This is a genomic window from Alcaligenes aquatilis (assembly GCF_003076515.1).
GTDB lineage: Bacteria > Pseudomonadota > Gammaproteobacteria > Burkholderiales > Burkholderiaceae_B > Alcaligenes > Alcaligenes aquatilis.
The window spans coordinates 104,121-128,401 of sequence record NZ_CP022390.1; the positions used below are offsets into that span (position 1 = coordinate 104,121).

Genomic DNA, 24,281 nt, shown 5'->3' on the forward strand with positions numbered 1-24,281 from the left:
CGCTTTGCTCAAGCGACCGGCTCAAAAAAAACCGCCGTGGCCTGGCCGCAGCGGTTCAAGATGCACACTGCCTTTTGTAAAAAAGGGCAGCGCCGGGCCTGAAGGAGCGGGCTGTTTTAACGGCTGGTCCCTATCCTGCGCCTTGCAGGGCAGGCACTTATAACGATGACATAAGATCTAAGTAGGAGATGACATGAGCGACAAGAACCCATTGGCAGCCTTTATCCAGGCGATCGACAGCAAGCAGGTCCGTTTCGTGGATCTGACCCAGACTCTGTCTCCCAGCTTCCCCGCCTTGCAACTGCCCCCTCAGTTTGGCCAGACGGTGGGCTTCTCGATTGAGCGCATCAGCCAATACGACGAAAACGGCCCAGGCTGGTACTGGAACAACTTCACCTGTGGCGAACACACAGGTACCCACTTTGACGCGCCAGCACACTGGATCTCCGGCAAGGATCATCCCGACAACACCGTCGATACCATTCCGGTGGACAATTTCCTGCGCCCTGCCGTGGTGGTGGATGCTTCTGCTGAAGTGGCCCAGAACGAAGACTTCATCCTGACCTCGGAGTTTTTGCAGAATTGGGAAGCCAAGCATGGCCGTATTCCTGAAGGCGCCTGGGTACTGTTTCGCACCGACTGGTCCAAGCGCGTGAACGACGCCGAGGCGTTCCTGAACATGCGTGAAGACGGCGCTCACACGCCTGGCCCAGCACAGGAAGCGGTGGAGTGGATGATTCACGAGCGCAAGGTTCACGGTTTTGGCGTTGAAACCATCAACACCGATGCAGGTCAATCTTACGCTTGGCCTATTGCCTACCCTTGCCACACCCTGATGCACGGTGCCAACCGCTACGGTCTGCAGTGTCTGTGCAATCTGGATCAACTGCCCCCTCAAGGTGCGCTGATCATGTCGGCCCCTTTGAAGATTGAAGCTGGCTCTGGCAGCCCCTTGCGCGTCGTTGCGCTGGTTGCCCAATAAGTAGAAAAAGGGGGGACAACGGCAGAATTGTGTACAGTACGGTTCTGCTGTTTTCTCACCTAGTGGTTTTCCATTATATTCGGCAGTATATATTTATCCGTAAACTATTCATCAATAAAATAAATTCACAAAAGAATGAATAGCGATCCAGCCGTACAGCCAGTGTGGATGTCAGGCAGCCGGTTTTAGCGGAGACAGTAGACGAGCCTTACGCAGCCTTGATCGGCTACGAGATACCGTCCCATTGCCGCCTGCGGCGCTACATGATGCCATGGCTTGGCCTTTTCGGCTGGGTAATTGATGTAGTCATGCTCAATGGTAGGCACATGATGGATACTTTTGAACTCGTCATCCGGGACATCCAGAACGCATCCCCGCTGATTCGCAGTTTTACGCTCGAGCCTGCCCAGGCCGGTTCCCTGCCCGCGTTTGCGCCGGGCTCGCACCTGCAGGTACAGATCCCTGATCTGAACGATCACCGCTGTTATTCCTTGATTTCGCTGGACGCCGCCACGGCACAGGGTCCGACCTGTTACCGATTGGGTGTGCGCCTGGAGGACAACAGCTCGGGTGGTTCGCGCTTCATGCACAGCCTCAAAGTCGGCGATACGCTGCGCGTGGCTGGCCCCAAGAACGATTTTCCCTTGCATGCTGCCGCTGCCGGCGAAACCGAAACCGTGCTGATTGCCGGTGGTATCGGTATCACCCCCATTGCCAGCATGGCCGCTGCCTTGCATCATCAAGGTCGCCCGTACCAACTGCACTATGCCGGTCGCAGCGTGGAACAACTGGCCTTTCTGGACGAGTTGACGGCCCTGTCCGGCCCGGCTCTGCGCCACTACGCGGATGACAGCGAAGGCCGTTTCTGCCTGAATACTTTGCTCGACGGTCTGTCCAAAGACCAGCACATTTACGTCTGCGGCCCCAAAGGCATGATTGATGCCGTGATCGAAGCCTGCAAGCAACGCGGCTGGCCTAGCGACCATGTTCACTTCGAGCTGTTCATTACCGCCGCTCCCCAGGAAGGCGACCAGCCTTTTGAAGTGGAATTGCGCCAGACTGGCGTGACCCTGCACATTCCCGCCGACAAGACCATTGTGGACGTGATGGAAGAGCAGGGCCTGGACCCCATGATCGACTGCAAGCGCGGCGAGTGCGGCGTCTGTACCTGTGATGTGATCGAAGGCGAGGTTGACCACCGTGACTACTTCCTGAGCGACTCGGAAAAAGCCAGCAACAAGGTCATCCAGATCTGTATTTCCCGCGCCAAGACCCCGCGTCTGGTGCTGGATCTATAAGCCCAAGGGCGACGGAGAACATGATGGAAAAGTATCGTGATAATCCCCAGGCCATCCGCGAGTTGGTACGCGAGGCCGAGGTCCACAAGGATTTGTACATCAACCAGGAGCTGTTTGAACTGGAGATGGAGCAGTTGTTCGTCAATACCTGGGTCTACGTTGGCCATGCCAGTCAGGTGCCCAATAAAGGCGACTTCTACACCACGACGGTCGGTACGGAGTCCGTCATCATGGTGCGCCATACCGATGACAGCATCCGCGTGCTCTACAACCGCTGCCCGCACAAAGGCGTGCAAGTGGCGGGCGAGACCTGTGGCAACACGGGCAAATTCTTCCGTTGCCCCTACCACGCCTGGACCTTCAAGACCGACGGCTCGTTGCTGTCCATCCCTTTGAAGAAAGGCTACGAAAACACCGGCTTTGAATGCACCGAAGGCAGCAAGGGCATGGCGGCGGTACAGAACGTCAAGGTGTACCGCGATTTCGTGTTCTGTCGCCTGGCCGATGAAGGCGTGAGCTTTGAGGACTTTTTTGGTGAGTCCCTGAGCACCATCGACAATATGGTGGATCGCTCCCCCGAAGGTCGTCTGGAAGTGGCCGGTGGCGTAATGCGCTACATGCACCAGTGCAACTGGAAAATGCTGGTCGATAACCAGACCGATACCTGTCACCCCATGGTGGCGCACGAGTCCTCGGCTGGTACGGCTGTCAAAGCCTGGGAAGCGGCCCCTCCAGGTACGCCCAAGCCCATGGCGGTTGAGCTGTTCGCCCCGTTCATGTCGCCTTACGAGTTCTACGAAGGCATGGGTATTCGCGTGTGGGAAAACGGTCACGGCCATACCGGCGTGAGCAACTCCATCCATGCGGATTACTCCGAGATCCCCGGCTACTGGGACCAGATGGTCGAAGCCTACGGTGAAGAGCGTGCCAAAGCTATTTTGGGCGACACGCGTCACAACACCTGTTACTTCCCCAACATCATGGTCAAGGGCCCGATCCAGACCTTGCGTTTGTTCAAGCCGCTGGCCGCTGACAAGACCTTGGTGGAGTCCTGGACCTTCCGTCTGGTGGGTGCGCCTGACACCTTCCTGGAACGCACCCTGATGTACAACCGCCTGATCAACGCACCGACCTCCATGGTCGGCCACGATGACCTGGAAATGTACGAGCGTGCCCAGCAAGGCTTGCAGTCGCGTGGCCGCGACTGGATGAATCTGGCCCGTCTGGTGGAAAAAGACGAAGACCAGCAAAAGAATGTGGTGATCAACGGCACCAGCGAAATGCAGATGCGCGCCCAGTTCCGTGCCTGGCTGAAGTTCATGCTGCCCGAGCAGCAGGCCAAACAAGAAGAGGAATAACCATGAGCGAAATCAGCCGTCAGGCCCTTATCGATTTTGTGTATGCGGAAGCCCGCCTGCTGGATGAACAGCGTTACGAGCAGTGGCTCGACCTGTTTACCGAGGATGGCTACTACTGGATGCCTCTGGCTCACGATCAGCAGGATGCTCGTTTGCATGCGTCCCTGATGCACGAGGACAAACTCTTGCTGCGTATCCGTGTGGAACGTCTGGCAGGCCGCCGTACCTTTTCCCAGCAGCCCAAGAGCCGCAGCCATCACTTGCTCCAGCAACCCACCGTGGAAAGCATGGACGAGGAAAAAGGCGAATACACCGTGCGTTGCGCTTTCCATTACACGGAAACGCGCGGCGACAACCAAGATATTTACGTAGGCTGGAATACCTACACCCTGGTGCGCCAGGACGACGCCTTGAAGATCCGTCTGAAACGAGTGGATCTGCTTAACTGCGACGCGCCTTTCGGCAATATCCAGTTGTTTATGTGACAGGACAGGAGAATTTTTGATGGCCAACACCACGGTCTACCAGGCTTTTCGAGACACCGCCCAGAAATGGGGCGACAAGCCCTTTGTATGTACCCTGCCTGAGACCGCTGAGATCTACGGTATTGAAGCGGGCGAGCTGACTTATGGTCAGGCGCTGGAGCGTATCGACGCCTTGCGCGGTGCTTACGCGGTTGCTGGCTACGGCCACGGTCACCGCGTCGGCATCCTGCTGGAGAACCGCCCCGTGTTCTTCCTGCACTGGTTTGCACTGAACAGCCTGGGCGTGTCCATTGTGCCGATCAATCCAGACCTGCGCGCTGCCGAGCTGGAATACCTGATCGGCCATTCGGAAATGATCATGGCCATTGCCCTGCCCAGCCGCCACCAGGATCTGCTGGAAGCGGCTCAGCGAGCCGGTCAGCCCTTTGCCATCATGGCCGATGGCGACATGCCTCCGATGGTAGAGCGCGCCGCTTGCCGCTCCTGTGATATTCCTGATGAAAACAGCGAATGTGCCCTGTTGTACACCTCTGGCACCACAGGCCGCCCCAAAGGCTGCATGCTGGCCAACCAGTACTTCCACTACGCCGGTGAGTGGTACCGCGACATTGGTGGTCTGGCCTCGCTGGAGCACGGCAAAGAGCGCATGCTGACTCCGCTGCCCCTGTTCCATATGAATGCGATGGCCTGCTCGACCATGGCCATGATCAAGACCGGCGGTTGCCTGATCTCCCTGGACCGTTTCCACCCACGCAGTTGGTGGGATTCGGTACGCGAATCCGGTGCAACCGTGGTGCATTACCTGGGCGTGATGCCCGCCATTCTGATGAAGGCCGAGGCCAGCGAAAAAGATCGTCAGCATAGTGTGCGCTTTGGTTTTGGCGCCGGTGTGGATCGCGGTCTGCATCCCCTGTTTGAAGAACGCTTTGGTTTCCCGCTGCTGGAAGCCTGGGCCATGACCGAAACTGGCGCCGGTGCCAGCATCATCGCCAATCACGAGCCACGTTTTATTGGCACTTCCTGCTTCGGCAAGGAAATGCCTGTGGTGGAAGTGCTGCTGCGCAAGGACGATGGCGAACCTGCTCAGGCCGGTGAAAACGGTGAGCTGCTGGTGCGCTCGGCGGGTGACAACCCACGCTACGGCTTTTTCTCCGGCTACTGGAAAGATCCAGCGGCGACTGATGAAGCCTGGGAAGGCGGCTGGTTCCACACGGGCGACATTGTTTGCCGTGACGAACAAGGCTACCTGCACTTTGTGGACCGTAAAAAGAATGTGATCCGTCGCAGTGGCGAGAATATCGCTGCCGTGGAAGTGGAAAACATCATGCAGCAGCACCCGCTGGTGCGCTCCATTGCCGTGGCGGCCGTGCCCGACGCCATCCGTGGCGACGAAGTGATGGCGCTGGTGGTGCCGCACAATCCCATCGAAACCCAGGAACAGCGCGAACAGGCTGCCCAGGAAATGGTGCAGTGGGGTCTGACCCAACTGGCCTACTTCAAGGTGCCCGGCTACGTTCTGTTTGTGGATGCCCTGCCGCTGACCTCGACCAACAAGATTCAGCGCGGTGAGTTGAAAACCGTGGCTCTGGCCGCTTTGGAAAACCCGGCCTGCGTGAACACCAATCACCTGAAAAAACGTCAGGAGGCCTGAACCCATGGCCTTGCCGCAAGCAGCCCGCCAGGGCTATGACGATGTGGTGCTGGTTGCTCCGGTGACCATTGCCTACGAGCGCCATTCCGAGCAGACCGCGCATTGGTGGCTGGGTGCGGCATTGGGCCAGTTGCTGGCCCAATCCGGCCTGAAAAAAGCCGATGTCGATGGCGTGTGTGTGTCCAGCTTTACGCTGGGCAGTGACACGGCTGTCGGTGTGATGCAGCATTTTCAAATGAGCCCGCGCTGGCTGGACCACATCCCTATGGGTGGGGCCAGCGGCGTAGTCGCCATGCGCCGTGCGGCGCGTGCGGTGCAGTGTGGCGATGCGTCCATCGTGGCGTGTATTGCGGGCGATACCAATCACCGTGAGTCCTTCAAGAACACGGTGTCGGGCTTCTCGCGTTTCTCGCAGGATGCCGTCTACCCTTACGGTGCCGGCGGCCCCAACGCCAGCTTTGCGCTGCTGACGGACTACTATATGCGCCACTACGGTGCCACGCGTGAAGACTTCGGCAAGCTGTGTGTCGCCCAGCGCGACAATGCGCTACGCAATCCGCATGCCCTGATGAAAAAACCGCTGACGCTGGAACAGTACATGGAGGCGCGCGTCATTGCCGACCCCATCCATTTGTTTGACTGCGTGATGCCGTGCGCCGGAGCCGAAGGCTATCTGGTCATGCGTCGTGAACAGGCCCAAGCACTGGGCCTGCCTTATGCCCGTATCCGCTCCACTATCGAGCGTCACAATGCCTTCCCTGAAGACGCGGTACAGCATCGTGGTGGTTGGGCCATGGACAAGGATGCGTTCTACGAACACGCGGGCCTTACCCCGGCAGACGTGGATTTCATGGAAACCTACGATGACTACCCCGTCATCAACGTCTTGCAGTTTGAAGACCTGGGATTCTGCGCCAAGGGCGAAGGCCCGGCGTTCATTCGCAAGAACACCTTTACCGTGGATGGCACTTTTCCTTTCAACACCAGCGGCGGCCAATTGTCGGTAGGCCAGGCCGGCGCAGCCGGTGGTTATCTGGGCCTGGTCCAGGCGCTGCGCCAACTGACGGATACCGCAGGTGATACGCAAGTGGCCAATGCCCGCATCGGTTTGGTGTCCGGCTTTGGCATGATTAATTACGACCGGGGCATTTGTACTGCCGCGGCCTTGCTGGAACGGGGGCAGTGATGAGCGATACCCAAATCTTGCCACCGGGCGCACGCAGCGCCACGGCAGCCGGTCTGACCGAGGCCGCCCAGCGCGGCGAGTTTGCCCTGCAAGTGTGCCCGTCCTGCGGCACGGTGCAGTATCCCGCCCGCGATGTGTGCGGCCATTGCCTGCACACCACGCTGAACTGGAAGGCGGTGGCGGACACAGGCGTGTTGCGTGCCACCACGACCCTGCATCACAGTAACGAACCCTATTTTCAGGCACGACTGCCCTGGCGTATCGGCACCGTTCAACTGGATTGCGGCCCTTTTGCCATCGCCCACTTGCCCGAAGGCGGGCAGGCCGATGAGAAAGTGCGCCTAAGTCTGGAGCTGGATGCCGGTGGCGTAGCCGTGCTGGTGGCGCGCCCTGCGCCTTGAATTTGCCTGGAGACAATCAAGATGACACAAGCTCACTACACCGCCATTGTGACGGGCGGCAGCACCGGTATAGGTGAAGACATTTGCCGCAAGATGCTTGATCAGGGTTACACCGTGATCAGCATGGCGCGCAATGTGCTGCCCTGGACGCACGAGCGTCTGCACTGCGTGCAGGTGGATTTGCTGGATGCGGCGGCAACCGAGAAAGCCGCCAAGGATATTGCTGAACGGTTTGAAGTGACCCACTTCATCCACAACGCAGGCGTGATCTGGCCCGCCTTGCTGGACGAGGTCAAGCTGGAAGACTTGCAGGGCCTGACCCAGATCCATCTGGGCGCGGCCTTGCAGATTACTCAGGCGGTGGTGCCTGGCATGCGCGAGCGCCACTTTGGTCGCATCGTGCTGATGTCCTCGCGGGGCGCGCTGGGTCTGCAAACCCGTACTGCCTATGCCGCGACCAAGGCTGGCATGTTGGGCATGGCCCGCACCTGGGCGCTGGAACTGGCTGATCAGGGCATAACCGTCAACGTGATTGCCCCTGGCCCCATCACCACCAATATGTTCTACGACGTGGTTGAAGCCGGTAGCGAGCGCGAAGCCAAGTTGGCTGCGGCGATTCCTGTGAAGCGCCTGGGCCGTGCCGATGACATCAGCCGCGCCACCCTGTTCTTCTCCGATCCTGAAAACAGCTTCATTACGGGCCAGACCCTGTATGTTTGCGGTGGTGCCAGCGTGGGTACGTTGACGATCTGATTGTCGGCTAGCGCGGATCGCCCTTGCGCTTGCATCAGTCATGGCTCACCTTTTGATGACATTGCGATGGATGTCGGTCGCTTCTTCCCCACGAAGAAGGTCACCATGGCAAGTCCGAACGAGGCTGCTGCCAAGAGAAACGTGTGGGAGAAGGCCTCGCCGATGGCGACTCGGGAACTTAAGGCCATCTCTTCATCACCCAGGAGCGAGGCAAAAAGTAGCGGCATCAGTGCTGCGCCGGTCATGAATCCAAGATTGCGTGACAGGCCTATCAGCCCGGAAACCATGCCCCGTTGAGCGTCTGGAGCGGCTGCCATAGTGGCGGTGTTGTTGGCGGCCAAGAACAGTTGAAAGCCCGGCGTTGTTAGTATCAGTGCCATGACGTAGCCGGGAATTCCAACTTGAAGGGGCAGCAGTGCGAAGCAGATCAATCCGCCCGTCGCAAGCACCAGACCAGCAAGCACAATTCGATTGGTGCCGAATCGGTCCGTGAGCTGGCCGGCGGGTACACCGGACAGCGCGGCGGCAGCAGGACCGGCCGCCATTACAAGGCCCGCCATCAGTTCATTCAGGCCAAGGCCAAATGCCAGATAGAAGGGGCCAACCACCAGCGTTGACATCATGATGGCGCTGACAATCAGGTTCATGATCAGTGACGATGCAAGGACTCGATTACCCAACAGGGCCAAGGGCACCAGTGGGTGACTGGCGCGTCGTTGGAAGCCGACAAAGGCCGTCAGCGCGATGGCAGTTGCGGCGAGCAACATCCAGAGCGGAATGGCCATTCCGACCTTGCTGCCAGTGGCGGACATTGCGAAGAACAGCAGTGCCAGGCACAGCCAGAGGCTGCCCATCCAGTCCATACGCGCCGTCGTGGTGGTCGGTCCTTGCTGCTTGGGGATACCGATCGCCGTAATGGCGATCATGCCAAGGGCGCACACAAGCAACAGAACAAAGACCGAGCGCCAACCCAGAAGCTCAATCAAGCCGCCGCCAAGAGAAGGACCCAGCGCGGTCCCGATGGCCGACATGGTTCCTAGCAACCCCATCACCGCCCCCATGCGCTCTTTGGCGATCAGGGCTTTGGCAAGCGACATGGGTAATGCCATCAGGACTGCAGCAGCCAGACCTTGCCCCACCCGGCCCGCGAACAGCCAGCCCAGGTTCGGTGCTACAGCACAAGTGATTGAGGCCAAGGCAAAGAGCACCAGGCCGGAAAGCAGTACACGGCGACTTCCGTACAGATCTCCCAGGCGTCCGGCGGACACGATAGCCACCGTCAGCGAAACCAGATAGGCGAGCACGACCCATTGCACCTGTTGTACCGAGGCCGAGAAGACGGAAGCCAATGTTGGGAGTGCCACCGTCGTGACACTGATGCCCAGTGAGGCTAGCAGAATGGAGCCCGCCAGTGCGGCCAAAGCGAGCTTGTTGCCAGGTGGAAACGTCGGTTCTTTCATGTGTCTGACCCTTGATCTAGGCTTGGTTGCCAGCTAGTATCCAACTTCAAGTCAACTTGAAGTCAAGCATGAACCTCATTGATATCGGCATACTTTCAAAGACCAGTGGTGTCGCCACATCGACTCTGCGCTATTACGAGGAAATCGGCCTGATCCGATCCGTTACCCGAAACGGATTGCGTCGGCAGTACCGTGAGGACACACTCGTGCAGCTCGCTTTGATTGCCTTGGGCAAGAGTGCGGGTTTTTCGCTGGAAGAGATTGGTAGCATGTTTGACAAGGATCGAAAGCCAAACCTGCCCAGATCTACATTGAGTGAGCGTGCCGATGAACTCGATCGTCAGGCACAAAGACTGAAGACCTTGAGCAACATGCTGCGGCACGTTGCAGAATGCCCCGAGCCATCTCATCTGGAGTGCTCCAGATTTCAGAAGTTGCTTCGCGCGGCTTGCCCTACAGAGGCTGCCAGGGACGTGTTGCGACACGCTGTCAGAGAAAGTGATGCGTAACCCTTCACATTATTGAAAATATCTGGCCCGGCCCTTCAAAAGGGGGATATGGGTATCTAACTTCCAGCGTGATAGTCCTTGTTTTTACACAGGACAAGGGCTTTCGTTTGTGACTACCTTTCTTACTATGTGAGACCGACGCTCCAAATCCATGATTTTGGATGGAATTAAGGGTTTCTTTCTATTTACCTGCATTGGTTCATCTATAAACTATTTAGAACAAAAATATAACAATGCTCGCCGGTTTTTCGGGGGGCATGATGACCCAAAAAACAGGCCTACGCAGGCCAGAAAGAGTGGAGCTGTAATGAACGACGATCTGCCAGGAATGGAGCTGGTGCGTTCACGTGGAGTAGTACGGGTTGTAGAGACAATTCTGGATACTGCCTGTGTGGTCATCTTGATCCTGATGACTGGTGTCACGACCGTGGACGTGATTGGCCGGTATGTATTTCATGCCCCCTTGCTGGGAGCCTATGAGGCCAGCGAGATCTTGCTGGGCGTGCTGATTTTTGCGGCCTTGCCCCGCGTGACCTGGCATCAGCAACACCTGACTGTCAGTCTGTTGGATGCCTGGCTGGGGCCGTGGGCACGACGGGTGCAGCAATGCCTGATCAATATTCTCTCTACCCTCATGTTGGCCGTGCTGACCGTGTATCTGTGGCACCGGGCCAATGAGCTGGCTGAATATGGTGATATGAGCAATGCCCTGCAAGTGCCTATTGCGCCGTTTGCCTATGCCATCTCGATCATGACCGGCATCGCAGCGTTGGCTGCCTTGCTGCAGATTTTTCGCTCCCCTCGCCGATAAAGACGGAGTTGTTTCATGTTGATTTCTATTATCGGACTGCTTGTCCTGTTGGCTAGCTTGTTCATGGGTTTGCCCATTGCGTGGGGGATGCTGCTGGTTGGAACGGTGGGTTTTGCCCAGTTCACGGGCATGGAAGCGGCCCTGATCATGGCTGCGCAAACCAGCTTTGACACTGCCATGAGCTACAGCTTTACGGTGCTGCCGCTGTTTATTCTGATGGGTAATCTGGTCAATGCGTCGGGCCTGTCCAAAGACCTGTACAAAGCAGCCCATGCATTTATTGGCCACTTGCGTGGTGGTTTGGCGATGGCCACGATTGTTGCCTGTGGTGCCTTCAGTGCGCTCTGTGGTTCCAGTATGGCGACCACAGCTGCCATGGGCCGCGTGGCCATGCCCAATATGCGCAAATATAACTACGATGATCGTCTGGCCACGGGCAGTATTGCCGCCGGCGGCACACTGGGTATTTTGATTCCGCCCAGCGTCATGATGGTGGTCTATGGGATCTTGACCGAAACCGACATCGGCAAGCTGTTTGCCGCCGGTTTTTTGCCCGGCCTGATCGCCATGTTGATGTACCTGGTGACGGTCACCATCATTACTGCCATCAACCCTAATCTGGGCCGTCCGGGCGAGAAAGCCAGTTGGCGTGAACGCTTTGAGGCGACCAAAGGGGTGATGGCCATTACGGTGCTGTTTATCGTCATCATGGGCGGTATTTACGGGGGGGTGTTCACCCCGACTGAAGCGGCTGGTATTGGCGCGGCTGCCACTTTTTTGCTGACCTTGAAGCGTCGTGGCTGGCAGCCGCGCATGTATTTGACGGTGCTGATCGAGGCCGCCCAGACCACCGCCATCATGTTCGCTTTGGTGATCGGGGCTTTGGTTTTTACCAACTTTCTGTCAGTGGCCGGTTTGCCCAGTGAATTGCTCAGTTTCATCGAGGGCTTGGATGTCTCCCCGATTGCGGTGATTTTGATCATTTGCCTGATTTATCTGGTGTTGGGCTGTTTTCTGGAAACGATGTCCATGGTCATGCTGACCGTGCCCATCTTTTATCCGATTGTGGCCTCGCTGGGTTTTGATCTGGTGTGGTTCGGGGTGATTGTGGTGGTGGCCGCTGAAATCAGCCTGATTACCCCGCCGCTGGGATTGAATATTTTCATGATCAAGAACGTGATGTCTGATGTCTCCCTGGGCACGATTATTCGGGGTGTGACACCTTTTGTTCTGACCGATATTGCTCGCTTGTTGTTGCTGGTGTTTGTTCCCTGGATTGTTCTGGTTATTCCGAACAGTATGTAAAAGCTGCCCGGATGCCGTTGTGATCCGGGCAGCAGTAAAAGCCGCCGGGCGTGCAGGTCCAGGACCTGTTTCATGTTCCGTCGGGCGGTCAGAAAGCCGGGCTGCAGTGGCCCGGCAGCAAAATAATTTACGAGGAGTCGAGATGCGTGTTTTCAAGAAATTGGCCTTGAGCCTGGGCCTGGCTGCCGCAGCCTTGGCGCCGACCCTGCCGTCGGTTGCCGCCGAAGTCACTACCTTGCGTTTTTCGCAGTGGATGCCGCCCGGTCACTTTATCGTGACCAATATGTTCGAGCCCTGGGCACAGGAAGTGGAAAAGGTGACAGAGGGCCGTGTCAAGGTGGAGTTCATCAATGCCCTGGGCAAACCCCAGGCCCATCTGGACTTGGTCCGTAACGGTATTGCAGATCTGGGTATGTCGGTACACAGCTACACCGCCAACCGTTTCCCATTGATCGAGTTTGCCGAATTGCCTTTCACAACAGATGACGGCGGCGTGAACTCGGTCGCCTACTGGCGTACCTATGAAAAGTTCATGATGGATGCCAACGAGCACAAAGGCGTGAAACTGTTAGGTATGTGGACCAGTCCCGCTACGGTCATTTTTACCCGCAAGGAAGATGTGCAAAGCATCGAGGATCTGGACGGCCAGAAGTTGCGCTCGCCCAGCCCGCTGTTCGATGCCATTGGCAAAGCCTTGGGTATTGTGACGGTGAATGCGCCGGCCTCAGACAGCTATGAAATGCTGTCGCGTGGTGTGATTGACGGCATGTATTTCCAGTACGACCAACTGGATAACTGGAAGCTGGACAAGCTGATCAAGACAGCGGTTTCTGTTCCTGGCGGGTTTGGTAAATCCAGTCAATACCTGTTCATGAACGAGCGTAAATGGAAGAGTCTGTCCGAGGCTGATCGTGCGGCCATCGAGAAGATCAGTGGCGAGTGGATTGCCAACGATTTCGGTTCCAAATGGCAGGCTGCCGAGCAGCAAGCTATTGAAAAGCACACGGCAGCGGGCTTGAAGACGCTGCGCATCGAAGGCGAGGCGGGCGATAAGCTCAAGGAACGTCTGGCTTTTGTGGAAGAGGACTGGATCAAAGCCGCAGACAAAAAGGGCATTGACGGTAAAGCCGCGCTGGCCTACTTCCGTGAGCAGATCAAAGAGCTGAGCGCTGCCAAGTAATACGCAGCAAGAGGCACACTACAGTTTTGGCCCCGCTTTCCTTTGGGAAGGCGGGGTTTTTTTATGTTTTTTTGGGGGCTGTGGTGAGGGTGGAGGATAGGCAGCCGGGTTGCTGCTGCAGTCCTGGTCGACGTTTCTCTCTGTAAAACGCCGCTTCAGGCCCGCCGGGGCCTGAAGCGGCTTGTAGCGGAGTAAATGCGCAAGTTTTACAGCTTCAGGGGGCGGGTGGGGGTGCCCCTGTCTCCAGGTCATAGTACTGATGGACGGCATATTCGTTGATTACCGCTTTGCTCCCGTAGTATCGGGCCATGGCTTTGGGGTTGAAGTGCATATCAAAGCGATCCCGCGAGCGCAAAGTGGGTAGGAAATAATACTTCGGCAGTGCGACATGCTGGCGCTGATGCTGGTGGGCATCGACCAAGAGCGCGCGCCGCACCTGATCCTGCTCCCAGGTACCGTGATAACTGCGTAACATGAGGCCGCTGGATACCAGCCAGAGTGTGCCGCAGACTCCTAAAGTCACCAACAGGCTGCGCCGCATAGGGATGGCGCGCTGCCCTTGCGCCAATAAATCATGCGCATAAATAGACAGGGCCACCAGCAGATACATCAAGCCGCCATTCAAGGCTCGCTTGGGGATATTGGGCGCCAAAACCAGAATGGCATTGGCTAGAAGTGACGCGCCAATGAGCAGCCATATTGCCCGGCGTGCTGATTCAGAGCTGGCAGGCCCTGCGGCAAAACGCCAAACCAGCATCACCAGAATGACCCCCCAGTAACGCAGTATCGCGTCCGGGAAACGACGAGCAAAGTGCTCCCCAATGCGCCATAACAAAGGCTGGTCGTACCAATGGGCAAAGAACTCTGCGCGTATTTGATTGCCCGGTGCCAGGACCAGTACGGTGATCCCCAGCCCCATACAGAGCAACCAAACCAGATGCCATGGGCTTAGCGAGCCTGTGCGCTGATAGTGCCTCAGGCTCAGATACGCGAGCAAGCCCCAACTGATAATCCCGGTGTTCTCATTGGAGCAACCGGCCAGCACGCCCAGAATGCAGAGCGCCAAGCCTGTGACGACAGAGGGCCTGCCTTTTTGCAAATACCACACAAAGGCCAGTGCAAAGCCAAAGTTGAACAGATTGGGCCACAGGTAGTTGGCAGCCCCTACCAACCAGAAGGTGGTTTGTCCCAGATTGGGATTGACCAGCCAATACAAGGTAAAGACCAGCAGCAGCAAAGAGGGGCGCAAGGCTCTTCCAGCCAGTTGCGCGCCGAGCGCCGTCAGTACCGTGATCAGGCCTAGCAGGGCTGCCGTATTCAACGTGGCTTTCAGCCACCCCGGGGCTAGGTTGAGCATGGCGCTCGAGAGCGTGTCCGAGACCAGTCGACCGCTCCATTGCAGGTAATGTTGTTTGATCGACGTCCACGCAATGCCTTTGTTGGCGTAGTTGAAGTCGTCCGAAATCATGGGGGTGAGCCAGTAAAGGGTCCACGTCGCCATGACGGCCAGCATTGAAAACAGAACAAAGGCCCAGGCACCGGAACGGCGGCTGAATAAAGGCTGGCCGAATCGGGATTCAGCAAAAGAGAAATTGGGGCTCATCGGTATGAAGAGACGAAGGTGTGGCCAGGTCCACGACGACGGTATGACACATCGTTCGCTGCTCTGGATGTTGAGGTCGCGGTGATAGTACTTATTCATCGCGCGAGAAGCGAGGAAATTATGTCTGGTGAGCGTTGAAACACAGCGTTTAACGGCCTTGCTGATCGCCATCCTTTAAATCTAAACCAAATCGGGGTTTTCCCTGCTTTTGCGGCTTCTTGCGCTTATTGGCTAGGTGCTGCGCAAAGTGGATATACCGGCACAAACGGCACTTCTACCATTGGCTCCATCGTCATACCTAAAAAACAAAAGGAGAAGGACGTGGGGGACATCAATAAAAAAATAGCAGCCGTTGTACTGGGGGCAGGCGCTTTGGGCGCCGGTCCGGCCTGTGCCATTGAAGGTAATGGCCTGCCCATTTATCCCGACGGTTTGGAAAATTTCATGAGTGGCGCCCTGCCACCACCCGGTGTGCATTTGTTGATGTACGGCGGTGCCATGCGCTATGACTCGGTGCGTGACAAGAACGGCGACAAGTTGCCTATTCCTGACTTCCAGGTGGATGTGGCCATGGTGGCCCCGCGTCTGGTTTGGGTGACCGATCAGCAAGTGTTGGGTGGCCAATTGGCGTTCCACGCTCTGGCTCCGCTGCTGACTGTCAAGGCACAAGCCGCCGGTCAGTCGCAGCGCCGCAGTGGTCTGGGTGATGTGGTGTTCGGTCCCGCCCTGGGCTTTCACCCCAGCGAAAAAATGCACTACGTGCTGGGTGTGGACTTTGTGGCCCCTACCGGCCGCTACAAGGTGACCGACAGCGCCAACCTGGGCCGTAACTACTGGGCCATCCAGCCTGCCGCAGCATTTAGCTACGTGCAGCCCAGCGGCATCAACCTGGATTTGAAGATGATGGTGGACTTCAACTTCCGCAACAGTGATACCGAAACCCGCACGGGTAAGGCCATTCACGCCGACTACGCCGTGGGTTGGGGTTTTGGTAATGGCCTGGTGCTGGGGGTGGGTGGCTACGCCTATCAACAGATTGAAAGCGACCGTGGCCCGGCAGCCGGTGACAGCAAGGCGCGTTCCTTCGCGATTGGCCCGAGCCTGCGTTACGCCAACGATAAAGGTCTGCTGATTACGGCCAAGTACCAGCAGGATCTGGGCGTGCGTGGCCGTCCTGAAGGAAAACAATTTTTTGTAAAAGTAGCGGTTCCGTTCTAAGGGCCCGCGGCAGGAGAGCGAGATGAAAGGACTGAAAGACAAGGTAGTCATCGTTACCGGCGGCGCAACGCGCGTTGGCGCAGGCGTGGTCGAAGTGCTGATGGGCTATGGCGCACGTGTGGCCGTGTTTGATATTGATGCCGCAGGTGGTCAGAAAGCCGTAGGCAATGATGCCGCCAAAGCCAAATTCTGGGAAGTGGACATCACTAGCGATCAAAGCCTGAATGCGGCCATCGAGCAGGTCAAGGCGCACTTTGGCCGTGTGGATGGCCTGGTCAATCTGGCCTGTTCCTATCTGGATGAGGGTATGGCCTCCAGCCGTGAAGATTGGCTCAAGGCCTTGGACATCAACCTGGTCAGCGCCGTGCAAGCGGCCAAGGCCGTGCGTCCCTTGTTGCCGCGTGGCGGCTCCATCGTCAACTTCACGTCCATTTCATCGTCGATCGCACAAACCGGGCGCTGGTTGTACCCGGTCTCCAAGGCCGCCTTGTTGCAACTGACGCGCAGCATGGCGCTGGACTTTGCTCCAGACGGTATCCGCGTGAACTCGGTCTCGCCCGGCTGGATCTGGTCGCGGGTGATGGACGAGCTGACGGGCGGCGATCGCGCCAAAACCGATCGCGTGGCCTCGGCATTTCACATGCTGGGCCGCGTGGGCGATCCCCAGGAAGTGGGCGAAGTCGTCTCCTTCCTGCTCTCGGATTCCGCCAGTTTCGTGACCGGTGCCGATTATGCCGTGGATGGCGGCTACTCGGCCATGGGTCCCGAGCAAGGTGTACCGGCCATTCCTAAATTGGCTGAATAAGAAAAACCGGGACGCCGCTGGGGTGGCGTCCTTAGCTCCCTCAGAAGGAAAAAAATCATGCGTAAAGTTGCTATTGTGGGCGCTGGCCAAGCTGGCATGCCCGTTGCATTTGGCCTCTTGGCCCAAGGCTACGACGTAGCCGTTTTCACCAACCGCAGCCCTGACGATGTTCGTGGTGGCCGTGTCATGTCCAGCCAGTGCATGTTTGCCGAGGCGCTGGATGTAGAGCGTCGCCTGGGTCTGAACTTCTGGGACGACGAATGCCCGCCCGTACAAGGTATCGGCTTTGCCCTGCCCAACCCCGAGCAGCCTGACACCAAGGCTGTGGACTGGAGTGGCCGTCTGGACCGCGAAGCCCAAGCCACCGACCAGCGCGTAAAAATGCCTTACTGGCTGGAACTGTTCGAGCAGCGCGGCGGCAAGCTGATCATGGAAGACGTGGGCGTGGCCGAACTGGAGCGCATCACCCAGGAATACGACCTGACCATGCTGGCTGCCGGTAAAGGCGAAGTGGTCAAACTGTTCGAGCGTGACGATCAGCGCTCCATGTACGACAAGCCCCAGCGCGCTCTGGCCCTGACCTACGTACACGGTCTGGAACCTACGCCTGAATATTCGCGTGTGTCCTTCAACTTCATCCCCGGTGTGGGCGAATACTTTGTGTTCCCATCGCTGACCCTGTCCGGTCCTTGCGACATCATGGTGTTTGAAGGCGTGCCCGGTGGCCCATTGGATCGCTTCCGCGATGCCAAGACGCCTGAAGCGCACCTGGAGCAAAGCGTGTCCTTCCTGCGTGAATTTTTGCCTTGGGAAGCCGATCGTGCCCGCAATGTGGAACTGACCGATGCCCAGGGCTACCTGTCCGGTGCTTTCCCTCCCACGGTACGCAAACCCGTGCTGACGCTGCCTTCGGGCCGTATGGTGCTGGGTCTGGGCGATGCCGTGGTCGTGAACGACCCGATTACCGGCCAGGGTTCCAACAACGCGGCAAAAGCCGCCCAGGTGTATCTGGACAGCATCTTGCAGCGCGGTGAAGGCGCGTTTGATCGTAACTGGATGCAGGAAACGTTCGAGCGTTACTGGGATTACGCCAACCTGGTCGTGCGCTGGACCAACTCCATGTTGATGCCGCCAACCGACTCCTCGTTTGCCTTGTTGACCTCGGCCCAGCAATCGCCTGCCCTGGCCCATTTCCTGGCCAACAGCTTTAACCACCCGCCGGTTCTGTTCCCGGCCTGGGAGGATCTTAGTGCCGCCCAAGCATTGATCGAGAAGACTCGCAGCCAATCTGTGGCTGCCTGATAGATAGTATTCAAGGAGACGTATCATGACCCCCACCGCAACGCTGCAAGACTCCTCGTCCCAAACCGCTGCCCAGCGGCAGGCCGTGTCTGCCCAAGCGTTGGCAGCCGCTGACGCCAAACCCACACCGTCCAATCTGAATGTGGTCGATAGCCGTGCGTTTCGCCAGGCACTGGGCCATTTTCCAACGGGTGTGGCCATTGTCACCACTCGTTGTCCCGATGGCCGGGCGGTGGGTCTGACCATCAACTCCTTTACCTCCCTGTCGCTGGAGCCGCCTCTGGTGATGTGGAGCCTGGTGAATCATTCGCCCAGCCTGGAGATCTTTGAAAAATGCAGCCACTTTGCCATCAATGTGATTAGCCAGGAGCAAGTGCCCGTGGCCCTGGGTTTTGCCAATTCCCAGGTCAAGGACAAGTTCTCGCTGGTCTCGCATGTGGATGGTGAAGAAGGCGTGCCATTGCTGGACGATTGCGTAGCGACCTTTGTGTGCGAGAACTACCGTCAGCACGAAGGCGGCGACCACACCTTGTTTATTGGCCGTGTGGTGCGCCACACCACCCTGACTGAACACGAACCTGCGGTGTTTCACCGTGGCCGTTTCGCCAACCTGACCACGCCTAGCGGAGACCGTTGAAATGAGTGACGCGCACAGCGCTGATGTAGTCATTGTCGGCAGCGGGATGAACTCCCTGACCTGCGCCGCCTTGTTGGCCCAACGGGGCTTGTCGGTGACAGTGCTGGAGCGCAATGCGGTTGCCGGGGGCTGTATCCGTACCCAGGAGCTGTTCCCCGGTTTCACCCATGATGTTCTGTCCAGCTGGTATCCCCTGTTTATGGGCGGCGCGTCGTATGCCGCTCTGGCCGAACCCTTGGCCAAAGCTGGTCTGGAGTTCGCCAAAGGCGAGTACAGCACGGGTCTGGCCATTCCCGGTGGCCCGTCGCTGGCCTTGCGTCAGGATATGGACGACACGGTGCGTCGTTTCAATGACCTGATGCCCGGTGAAGGCGATGCCTTGGGCGCCATGGCGGCACGCATGTTTGGCCCGGATGCCGGTCTGGTATTTGGCCTGCTGGGTGGGGAGCCCTACCGCTGGCCCATGGCCAAACTGGCTTTTGGTGCCTGGCGCGAACGGGGGCTGGACGGCTTGATGTCTTTTGGCTCGCAAGCGCTGGAAAGCTTCCGGCGCTGGGCCATGCGCGATCTGCGCAGCGATCTGGCCCGCGCCATGATTGCTCCCTGGGTGCTGCATAGCGGTTTGGGTCCGGATGAGGCCAGCTCGGCCCTGATCGGCAAGCTGACTTTCAGCGCCGTAGTCAGCGGTGGCATGCCGGTGGTCAAAGGCGGCAGTTACCAGATTGTGAAAGCCTTTACCCGCATTATTGAAGAAGCAGGTGGGGCGGTACTGACCAATTCCCATGTGGATCGTGTGCTGGTGGAAGGCAATAAAGCGATTGGCGTGTGTGTTGGCACACAGCGCTATCTGGCCCGCCGTGCGGTGGTGTGCAATGTGACGCCCGGTCAGCTGTATGGCGACCTCTTGCCTGAAGTTGAACCCGAGCTGTTGAAGTCCGCCCAGGATTATCACTATGGTCGCGGCGGCATGCAGATTCACTTTGCCTTGAATTCCCCACCCGACTGGGTGGATCCGGAACTGTGCCATGTACCCATGGTTCACGTGACGGAAAGCATGGAGCAGGTGTGCTCCTCCGTGGTGACGGCCAGCAATGGCTACCTGCCTGCCAAACCGACCTTGGCCGTGGGCCAGCCGGTGGCGGTGGATGTAACTCGTGCCCCGGAAGGACACTGGATCTTATGGGTGCAAATGCAGGAGCTGCCGCGCCATATCAAAGGTGATGAGGCGGGCGAGATTCCTGTGCCGGCGGATGGTCGTTGGAATGAAGCCGTGCGCGAGGCGATGGCTGACCGTGTACAGGCCCGTCTGGAAACCGTTATGCCCGGTCTGGCTGCCAAGATCATTGGGCGACATGGCGTCAGCCCGGCGGATCTGGAAGCCTTGAATATGAATTTGGTGGGGGGTGACCCGTATAGCGGTGTGTGCTCACCCGATCAGTTCTTTTTCATGCGCCCTTTTGCCGGACACAAGAACGCGCGCAGCGGCACGACGCCCTGGCGCAATCTGCATCAAATTGGTGCGGCGGTGCATCCGGGCCCTGGCCTGGGTGGTCAATCCGGCTATCTGGCCGCCCAGCGTATCTTGAAGGGGTGACAGGACGAATGAGGCGGTCCGCTTAGTGCTGACCGCCGCGCACTCGTTGCAGGGTCTCGCTAGGCGTTTCGCCAAAGCGGCTGCGGTATTCGGCGCTGAAACGGCCTTGGTGTGCAAAGCCCCAGCGCATGGCCAGATCGGCCAGTGTCAGATGAGGCTCGTTGGAGTGGATCAGTTCGTGGCGCAGACGGTCCAGCCGCACTTGACGCAGATATTGCATGGGGCTGACGCCATAGTGCTCCTTGAAGGCTTGTTGCAAGGTACGCGAGCTGACGCCAGCGATGGTGCTGAGTTCGTCCACCGTGACGGGCAAATGGGCCTGTTCATGCAAATGGCTGGCGACTTTCTTAAGATGGCGCGGCAAGATGCGGGTGGGGTTCAGCGCCTGAATTTGAGCCGGCGGGTGCAGATCCAGCAGGGTCGTCACCGCCAATTGCTCCAGCTGGTTGATGATCAGCGGGGAGCGTCGGATGTACTCGTAGTTGCGCGCACAGTCCAGCACGTAGCGCAGCATGATCTGCCAGGAAGGTTGGGTGTGAGCCTGCAGTCGTACCGGAAACAGCAGGCCTTGCGGGCCGACATCCAGACCCAGACCACGGGCAGCCTGTTCCACCAGATTGCGGTCTATCTTGAGCATTAATTGCTCATTATTGGCGTGCCAGATCATGTCCACGTCCTCGTTGGGATTCAAGATCGTGGCGGCATAGGGGCTGGAGTCCACGGTTTGGCCACCGCAGCGGATTTTGGCGGTGCCGTATTGGGGCATCTGAACCAGGTAAAACCCGGCCAGGTGATCAGGCTGTATGTGTACGTCGGCGCCATAGCCCAGGCGGCTCAAGGCGACCTGACCAAACTGGGCATGGCGCAGTCGGGTTTGCAGGGTCTGGTCGGCACGTAGCTGCTTGAGCTGGTGCGATTTGAACATATCGCTGACAGATTTGCGCACGTGTTCCAGGTCAGCAGACGCTACACGTGCCCAGTGATCGGGCTTATTTTCCATGTTTCATGTGCCTAGATGGTTCTGAAAGGCAGGAAGGAGACGTAAAACCTTGAGTTTCAACGGTTTGCAGCGGCTTTATTTTAGTTGTAAAGTATATCAGTGGGCCACCGGGATTTCCCGCAGTCCTGTTTAGTTTGTTGTGTTTATTAACAGAGAGAACCGTGCAGAAAGACTTTCACTTTTATGAACCCACTCAAGGCCATGGACTGCGCCACGACCCGATCAGTTCTATTGTGGGTCCCCGTGTTATCGGTTGGATCGGCACCAAAAGCAAGGACGGCGTGCTGAATCTGGCCCCCTACAGTTTCTGCAATGTGTTCAACTACCGCCCGCCTGTCATCGCATTTTCCAGCGTGGGCTACAAAGACAGCGTGCGCAACGCCATTGAAACCGGCGTCTTTACCTGGAACCTGGCCAGCCGTGATCTGGCCGAGCCCATGAACATGACCAGTCTGGAACAGGATGTGCGCGAGTTTGAAGTTGCGGGCCTGACACCTGCGGACTCTCGACTGATTGATGCCCCCCGCGTGGGCGAGAGCCATGCCTCGCTGGAGTGCAAGGTGACGACGCACTTTCAATTGAAGGATTCGGACGGCAAGGACCTGAACACCTGGATGGTGCTGGGCGAAGTGGTGGGTGTGCATGTGTCGCCCAACTGTATCGTGGATGGCATTTACCGCACCGCGATCCCACGTCCGATTCTGCGTGGCGGTGGTCCTGGCGATTACTTTGAAATTACCGACCTGACCTTGTTCGATATGCCGCGTCCCAAGTCCTGATAGCAGGGCTGTAGTCAGAAGCCGCTGGTTGGCGGCTTCATTGAAGTGACTGCCAATGCATAACGGCGCCAAAAGGCGCCGTTTGCTTTATGTATGCTCAGGGTGTGGCCGAAGTCTTTGGGCTGTTTTACCTGTTGATATACATTCGGCTGTCTGGCGTTCTGGCGTTCTGGCGGCCCGGCGCTCCGGCTTTTCGATGTTTCCGTCGTGTCGCAGTCTGGCAGGCTCAGCGAACCTACTGCTTCGCGATTGCTCGGTGACTGGACGATCCAACCGACCCAAGGGGCAGAATAGCCAGTCACAGCCCCGTCAAACTGCTCTGCGTGCCGTAGACGGGCATCTTAGCCCTTTGACGAACCACCTGCCGCCAGGAATTGCGCCAGACGAGGGCTGCGTGGCGATACCAGCACTTCTTCCGGTGGGCCTTCTTCTTCGATCTGGCCTTCGTGCAGGTACACCACCTTGCTGGAGACGTTCCGTGCAAAACTCATTTCGTGCGTAACGACCACCATCGTGCGCCCTTCTTCGGCCAAATTCTGCATAACACGCAAAACTTCGCCCACCCGTTCCGGGTCCAGTGCCGAGGTCGGCTCGTCAAACAGCATGACTTCGGGCTCCAGTGCCAGCGCACGGGCAATGGCGACACGCTGTTGCTGGCCACCGGACAAGAAGGCGGGGTATTGCTTGGCCAGATCGCGCGACAGGCCTACCTTGTCCAGATACAGTTCGGCTTTGGCAATGGCCTGAGCCTTGTCCATTCCCTGCACATGAATAGGCGTGGCGGTAATGTTCTCCAGCACTGTCATGTGGGACCACAGGTTGAAGTGCTGGAACACCATGGCCAGGCTGGTACGCAGGCGCTTGAGCTGTTGTTTATCGACTGCAACCAGTTCGCCCGTTTTAGGGTCCAGACGGGTTTTCAGCTCCTCGCCCTTGATGACGATACGGCCCGAGTTGGGCGCTTCCAGAAAGTTGATGCAACGCAGGAACGTACTTTTGCCCGAGCCACTGGAACCGATCAGGCTGATGACATCGCCCGGCTCCGCGCTTAGAGAGACTCCCTTGAGGACCTCCAGGGTGCCATAGCGTTTGTGAATATTCTCGATGAGCAGGTTGGGCATGGAAAGCGGTATCGTATTGAAAATAAAAAAGACCGGTGCGACGCGGCAGAGGGGATTACAGCACAGACTGGCCGCCAGGCAAATCATTGGGCTTGTGGTTTTCCCGTACAAATCTGTGGGTCTAAACGGATTTGGGCGCATTTCTGGGTTTATGATGCAGTCTTTCCCGCAGCCCTGATCGGGCTAAGGGCGTAGCGCAAGCCGCGTTTTAGCCAAGTTTAGGTGTCCGTTTTTAGGGGACCTGTTTCTAGAGAGTGTTGTCATGAAAAAAGTGGTTCGTGCCAAGCTGCATGGTATCAAGGTGACCGGTGCCGACTTGAACTATCACGGGTCGATCACCCTGGATCCGGAAATCTGCGAACAAGCGGGCATTTTACCCATGGAGTTTGTGGAAATCTGGAATAAGGACAGCGGTGCCCGTATTTCTACCTACGTGATCTTCGGTGAACCCGGTTCGCGCTGTGTAGTCCTGAATGGCGCGGCGGCTCGTACCTGTCAGAAAGGCGATACCGTCATCATCTGCGCAACCGAATACGTGATGAACTCCGAAGACCTGTATTCCCTGCGCCCTACCGTGCTGACCTTCACGCCAGAAAACGAAGTGGACGAAGTCATGCACTACGAAGTGGCCAAGACCGCCCAGCGCGATTACGACTTTCGCGTGGTGCGTGACGACCGCCCTCGTGGTGCCGAGCGTCCTCTGGCCCGTGTGGATGTGGACGCCCTGTCCGCTGACCTGCGCTCCCGTGGTCTGGATGATCGCGCTATTGCTGACATTTTGTCCTGCCATCTGGCCGATTTCGCGCCTGCGACTCAAAACTGATATTTTTGCGCCGGGCCGCA

General features: G+C 57.8%; 23 protein-coding genes. 19 read left to right on the forward strand and 4 right to left on the reverse strand.

Features of this window, described 5'->3' with window-relative positions:
- Window positions 1–193 precede the first annotated feature (193 nt).
- The 8 genes from CA948_RS00455 to CA948_RS00490 all read left to right on the forward strand — a co-directional run bounded on the left by CA948_RS00455 (window position 194) and on the right by CA948_RS00490 (window position 8,114).
- Window positions 194–982, forward strand: coding sequence for a cyclase family protein (locus CA948_RS00455; RefSeq protein ID WP_108727026.1), 789 nt, complete (start codon window positions 194–196; stop codon window positions 980–982).
- 329 nt (window positions 983–1,311) lie between these two features.
- On the forward strand, window positions 1,312–2,280 hold the full coding sequence (locus CA948_RS00460) for a PDR/VanB family oxidoreductase (protein ID WP_108727027.1): 969 nt from the start codon (window positions 1,312–1,314) through the stop codon (window positions 2,278–2,280).
- Between the two features lie 23 nt (window positions 2,281–2,303).
- Window positions 2,304–3,638, forward strand: coding sequence for an aromatic ring-hydroxylating dioxygenase subunit alpha (locus CA948_RS00465; protein WP_108727028.1), 1,335 nt, complete (start codon window positions 2,304–2,306; stop codon window positions 3,636–3,638).
- 2 nt (window positions 3,639–3,640) lie between these two features.
- Window positions 3,641–4,123, forward strand: coding sequence for an aromatic-ring-hydroxylating dioxygenase subunit beta (locus tag CA948_RS00470; RefSeq protein ID WP_094195171.1), 483 nt, complete (start codon window positions 3,641–3,643; stop codon window positions 4,121–4,123).
- A 19-nt stretch (window positions 4,124–4,142) separates the two neighbouring features.
- Window positions 4,143–5,774, forward strand: a complete 1,632-nt coding sequence (locus CA948_RS00475) for an AMP-binding protein (protein WP_108727029.1) — start codon at window positions 4,143–4,145, stop codon at window positions 5,772–5,774.
- Between the two features lie 4 nt (window positions 5,775–5,778).
- Entirely contained in the window at window positions 5,779–6,960 is a 1,182-nt protein-coding gene (locus CA948_RS00480; protein WP_108727030.1) for a thiolase family protein, read from the forward strand.
- Complete coding sequence (locus tag CA948_RS00485) at window positions 6,960–7,361, forward strand: Zn-ribbon domain-containing OB-fold protein (protein WP_108727031.1); 402 nt, start codon at window positions 6,960–6,962, stop codon at window positions 7,359–7,361. Before CA948_RS00480 ends, CA948_RS00485 begins: the two co-directional genes overlap by 1 nt.
- A 21-nt stretch (window positions 7,362–7,382) precedes the next feature.
- Window positions 7,383–8,114 carry an SDR family NAD(P)-dependent oxidoreductase gene (locus CA948_RS00490; protein WP_094195175.1) on the forward strand — a complete coding sequence of 244 codons (732 nt, stop codon included), beginning with the start codon at window positions 7,383–7,385 and terminating at the stop codon, window positions 8,112–8,114.
- 38 nt (window positions 8,115–8,152) lie between these two features.
- On the opposite strand, the gene CA948_RS00495 is transcribed toward CA948_RS00490, so the two are convergent.
- On the reverse strand, window positions 8,153–9,574 hold the full coding sequence (locus CA948_RS00495; RefSeq protein ID WP_108727032.1) for an MFS transporter: 1,422 nt from the start codon (window positions 9,572–9,574) through the stop codon (window positions 8,153–8,155).
- Window positions 9,575–9,642: 68 nt separating this feature from the next.
- On the opposite strand from CA948_RS00495, the gene CA948_RS00500 reads away from it, so the two are divergent.
- The 4 genes from CA948_RS00500 to CA948_RS00515 all read left to right on the forward strand — a co-directional run bounded on the left by CA948_RS00500 (window position 9,643) and on the right by CA948_RS00515 (window position 13,379).
- Window positions 9,643–10,083: a helix-turn-helix domain-containing protein gene (locus CA948_RS00500; RefSeq protein WP_094195177.1), complete on the forward strand. Its 441-nt coding sequence runs from the start codon at window positions 9,643–9,645 to the stop codon at window positions 10,081–10,083.
- Window positions 10,084–10,390: 307 nt separating this feature from the next.
- Window positions 10,391–10,894, forward strand: coding sequence for a TRAP transporter small permease (locus tag CA948_RS00505; protein ID WP_094195178.1), 504 nt, complete (start codon window positions 10,391–10,393; stop codon window positions 10,892–10,894).
- A gap of 15 nt (window positions 10,895–10,909) precedes the next feature.
- The gene (locus CA948_RS00510; protein ID WP_094195179.1) at window positions 10,910–12,199 is read left to right on the forward strand and encodes a TRAP transporter large permease; all 1,290 of its coding nucleotides are present in this window, start codon (window positions 10,910–10,912) and stop codon (window positions 12,197–12,199) included.
- 142 nt (window positions 12,200–12,341) lie between these two features.
- The gene (locus CA948_RS00515; RefSeq protein ID WP_094195180.1) at window positions 12,342–13,379 is read left to right on the forward strand and encodes a TRAP transporter substrate-binding protein; all 1,038 of its coding nucleotides are present in this window, start codon (window positions 12,342–12,344) and stop codon (window positions 13,377–13,379) included.
- A gap of 214 nt (window positions 13,380–13,593) precedes the next feature.
- On the opposite strand, the gene CA948_RS00520 is transcribed toward CA948_RS00515, so the two are convergent.
- The gene (locus tag CA948_RS00520; protein ID WP_108727033.1) at window positions 13,594–14,982 is read right to left on the reverse strand and encodes a DUF6056 family protein; all 1,389 of its coding nucleotides are present in this window, start codon (window positions 14,980–14,982) and stop codon (window positions 13,594–13,596) included.
- Window positions 14,983–15,312: 330 nt separating this feature from the next.
- Between CA948_RS00520 and CA948_RS00525 the strand changes: the two genes are divergently transcribed.
- From CA948_RS00525 to CA948_RS00545, 5 genes are read left to right on the forward strand one after another with little or no spacing between them, the layout of a single operon-like run.
- Window positions 15,313–16,200 carry a SphA family protein gene (locus CA948_RS00525; RefSeq protein WP_081251453.1) on the forward strand — a complete coding sequence of 296 codons (888 nt, stop codon included), beginning with the start codon at window positions 15,313–15,315 and terminating at the stop codon, window positions 16,198–16,200.
- 22 nt (window positions 16,201–16,222) lie between these two features.
- Complete coding sequence (locus CA948_RS00530) at window positions 16,223–17,005, forward strand: SDR family oxidoreductase (protein ID WP_026483921.1); 783 nt, start codon at window positions 16,223–16,225, stop codon at window positions 17,003–17,005.
- Between the two features lie 57 nt (window positions 17,006–17,062).
- Window positions 17,063–18,307: a styrene monooxygenase/indole monooxygenase family protein gene (locus CA948_RS00535; protein WP_108727034.1), complete on the forward strand. Its 1,245-nt coding sequence runs from the start codon at window positions 17,063–17,065 to the stop codon at window positions 18,305–18,307.
- 25 nt (window positions 18,308–18,332) lie between these two features.
- A complete protein-coding gene (locus CA948_RS00540; RefSeq protein WP_042484910.1) occupies window positions 18,333–18,944 on the forward strand; it encodes a flavin reductase family protein in 612 nt (203 codons plus the stop codon).
- Window position 18,945: 1 nt separating this feature from the next.
- Window positions 18,946–20,538, forward strand: coding sequence for a phytoene desaturase family protein (locus tag CA948_RS00545; RefSeq protein WP_108727035.1), 1,593 nt, complete (start codon window positions 18,946–18,948; stop codon window positions 20,536–20,538).
- A 22-nt stretch (window positions 20,539–20,560) separates the two neighbouring features.
- Here the strand turns inward: CA948_RS00545 and CA948_RS00550 are convergent, their stop codons facing one another.
- The gene (locus CA948_RS00550) at window positions 20,561–21,538 is read right to left on the reverse strand and encodes an AraC family transcriptional regulator (RefSeq protein WP_108727036.1); all 978 of its coding nucleotides are present in this window, start codon (window positions 21,536–21,538) and stop codon (window positions 20,561–20,563) included.
- A 161-nt stretch (window positions 21,539–21,699) separates the two neighbouring features.
- Here CA948_RS00550 and CA948_RS00555 point away from each other — a divergent pair, with 161 nt between their 5' ends.
- The gene (locus CA948_RS00555) at window positions 21,700–22,317 is read left to right on the forward strand and encodes a flavin reductase family protein (protein ID WP_108727037.1); all 618 of its coding nucleotides are present in this window, start codon (window positions 21,700–21,702) and stop codon (window positions 22,315–22,317) included.
- Window positions 22,318–22,658: 341 nt separating this feature from the next.
- On the opposite strand, the gene CA948_RS00560 is transcribed toward CA948_RS00555, so the two are convergent.
- Window positions 22,659–23,438, reverse strand: a complete 780-nt coding sequence (locus CA948_RS00560) for an ABC transporter ATP-binding protein (protein ID WP_094195188.1) — start codon at window positions 23,436–23,438, stop codon at window positions 22,659–22,661.
- A gap of 262 nt (window positions 23,439–23,700) precedes the next feature.
- Here CA948_RS00560 and panD point away from each other — a divergent pair, with 262 nt between their 5' ends.
- Window positions 23,701–24,261 (forward strand): aspartate 1-decarboxylase, encoded by a 561-nt coding sequence (panD, locus tag CA948_RS00570; protein WP_094195190.1) that lies wholly within the window; start codon window positions 23,701–23,703, stop codon window positions 24,259–24,261.
- Window positions 24,262–24,281 lie beyond the last annotated feature (20 nt).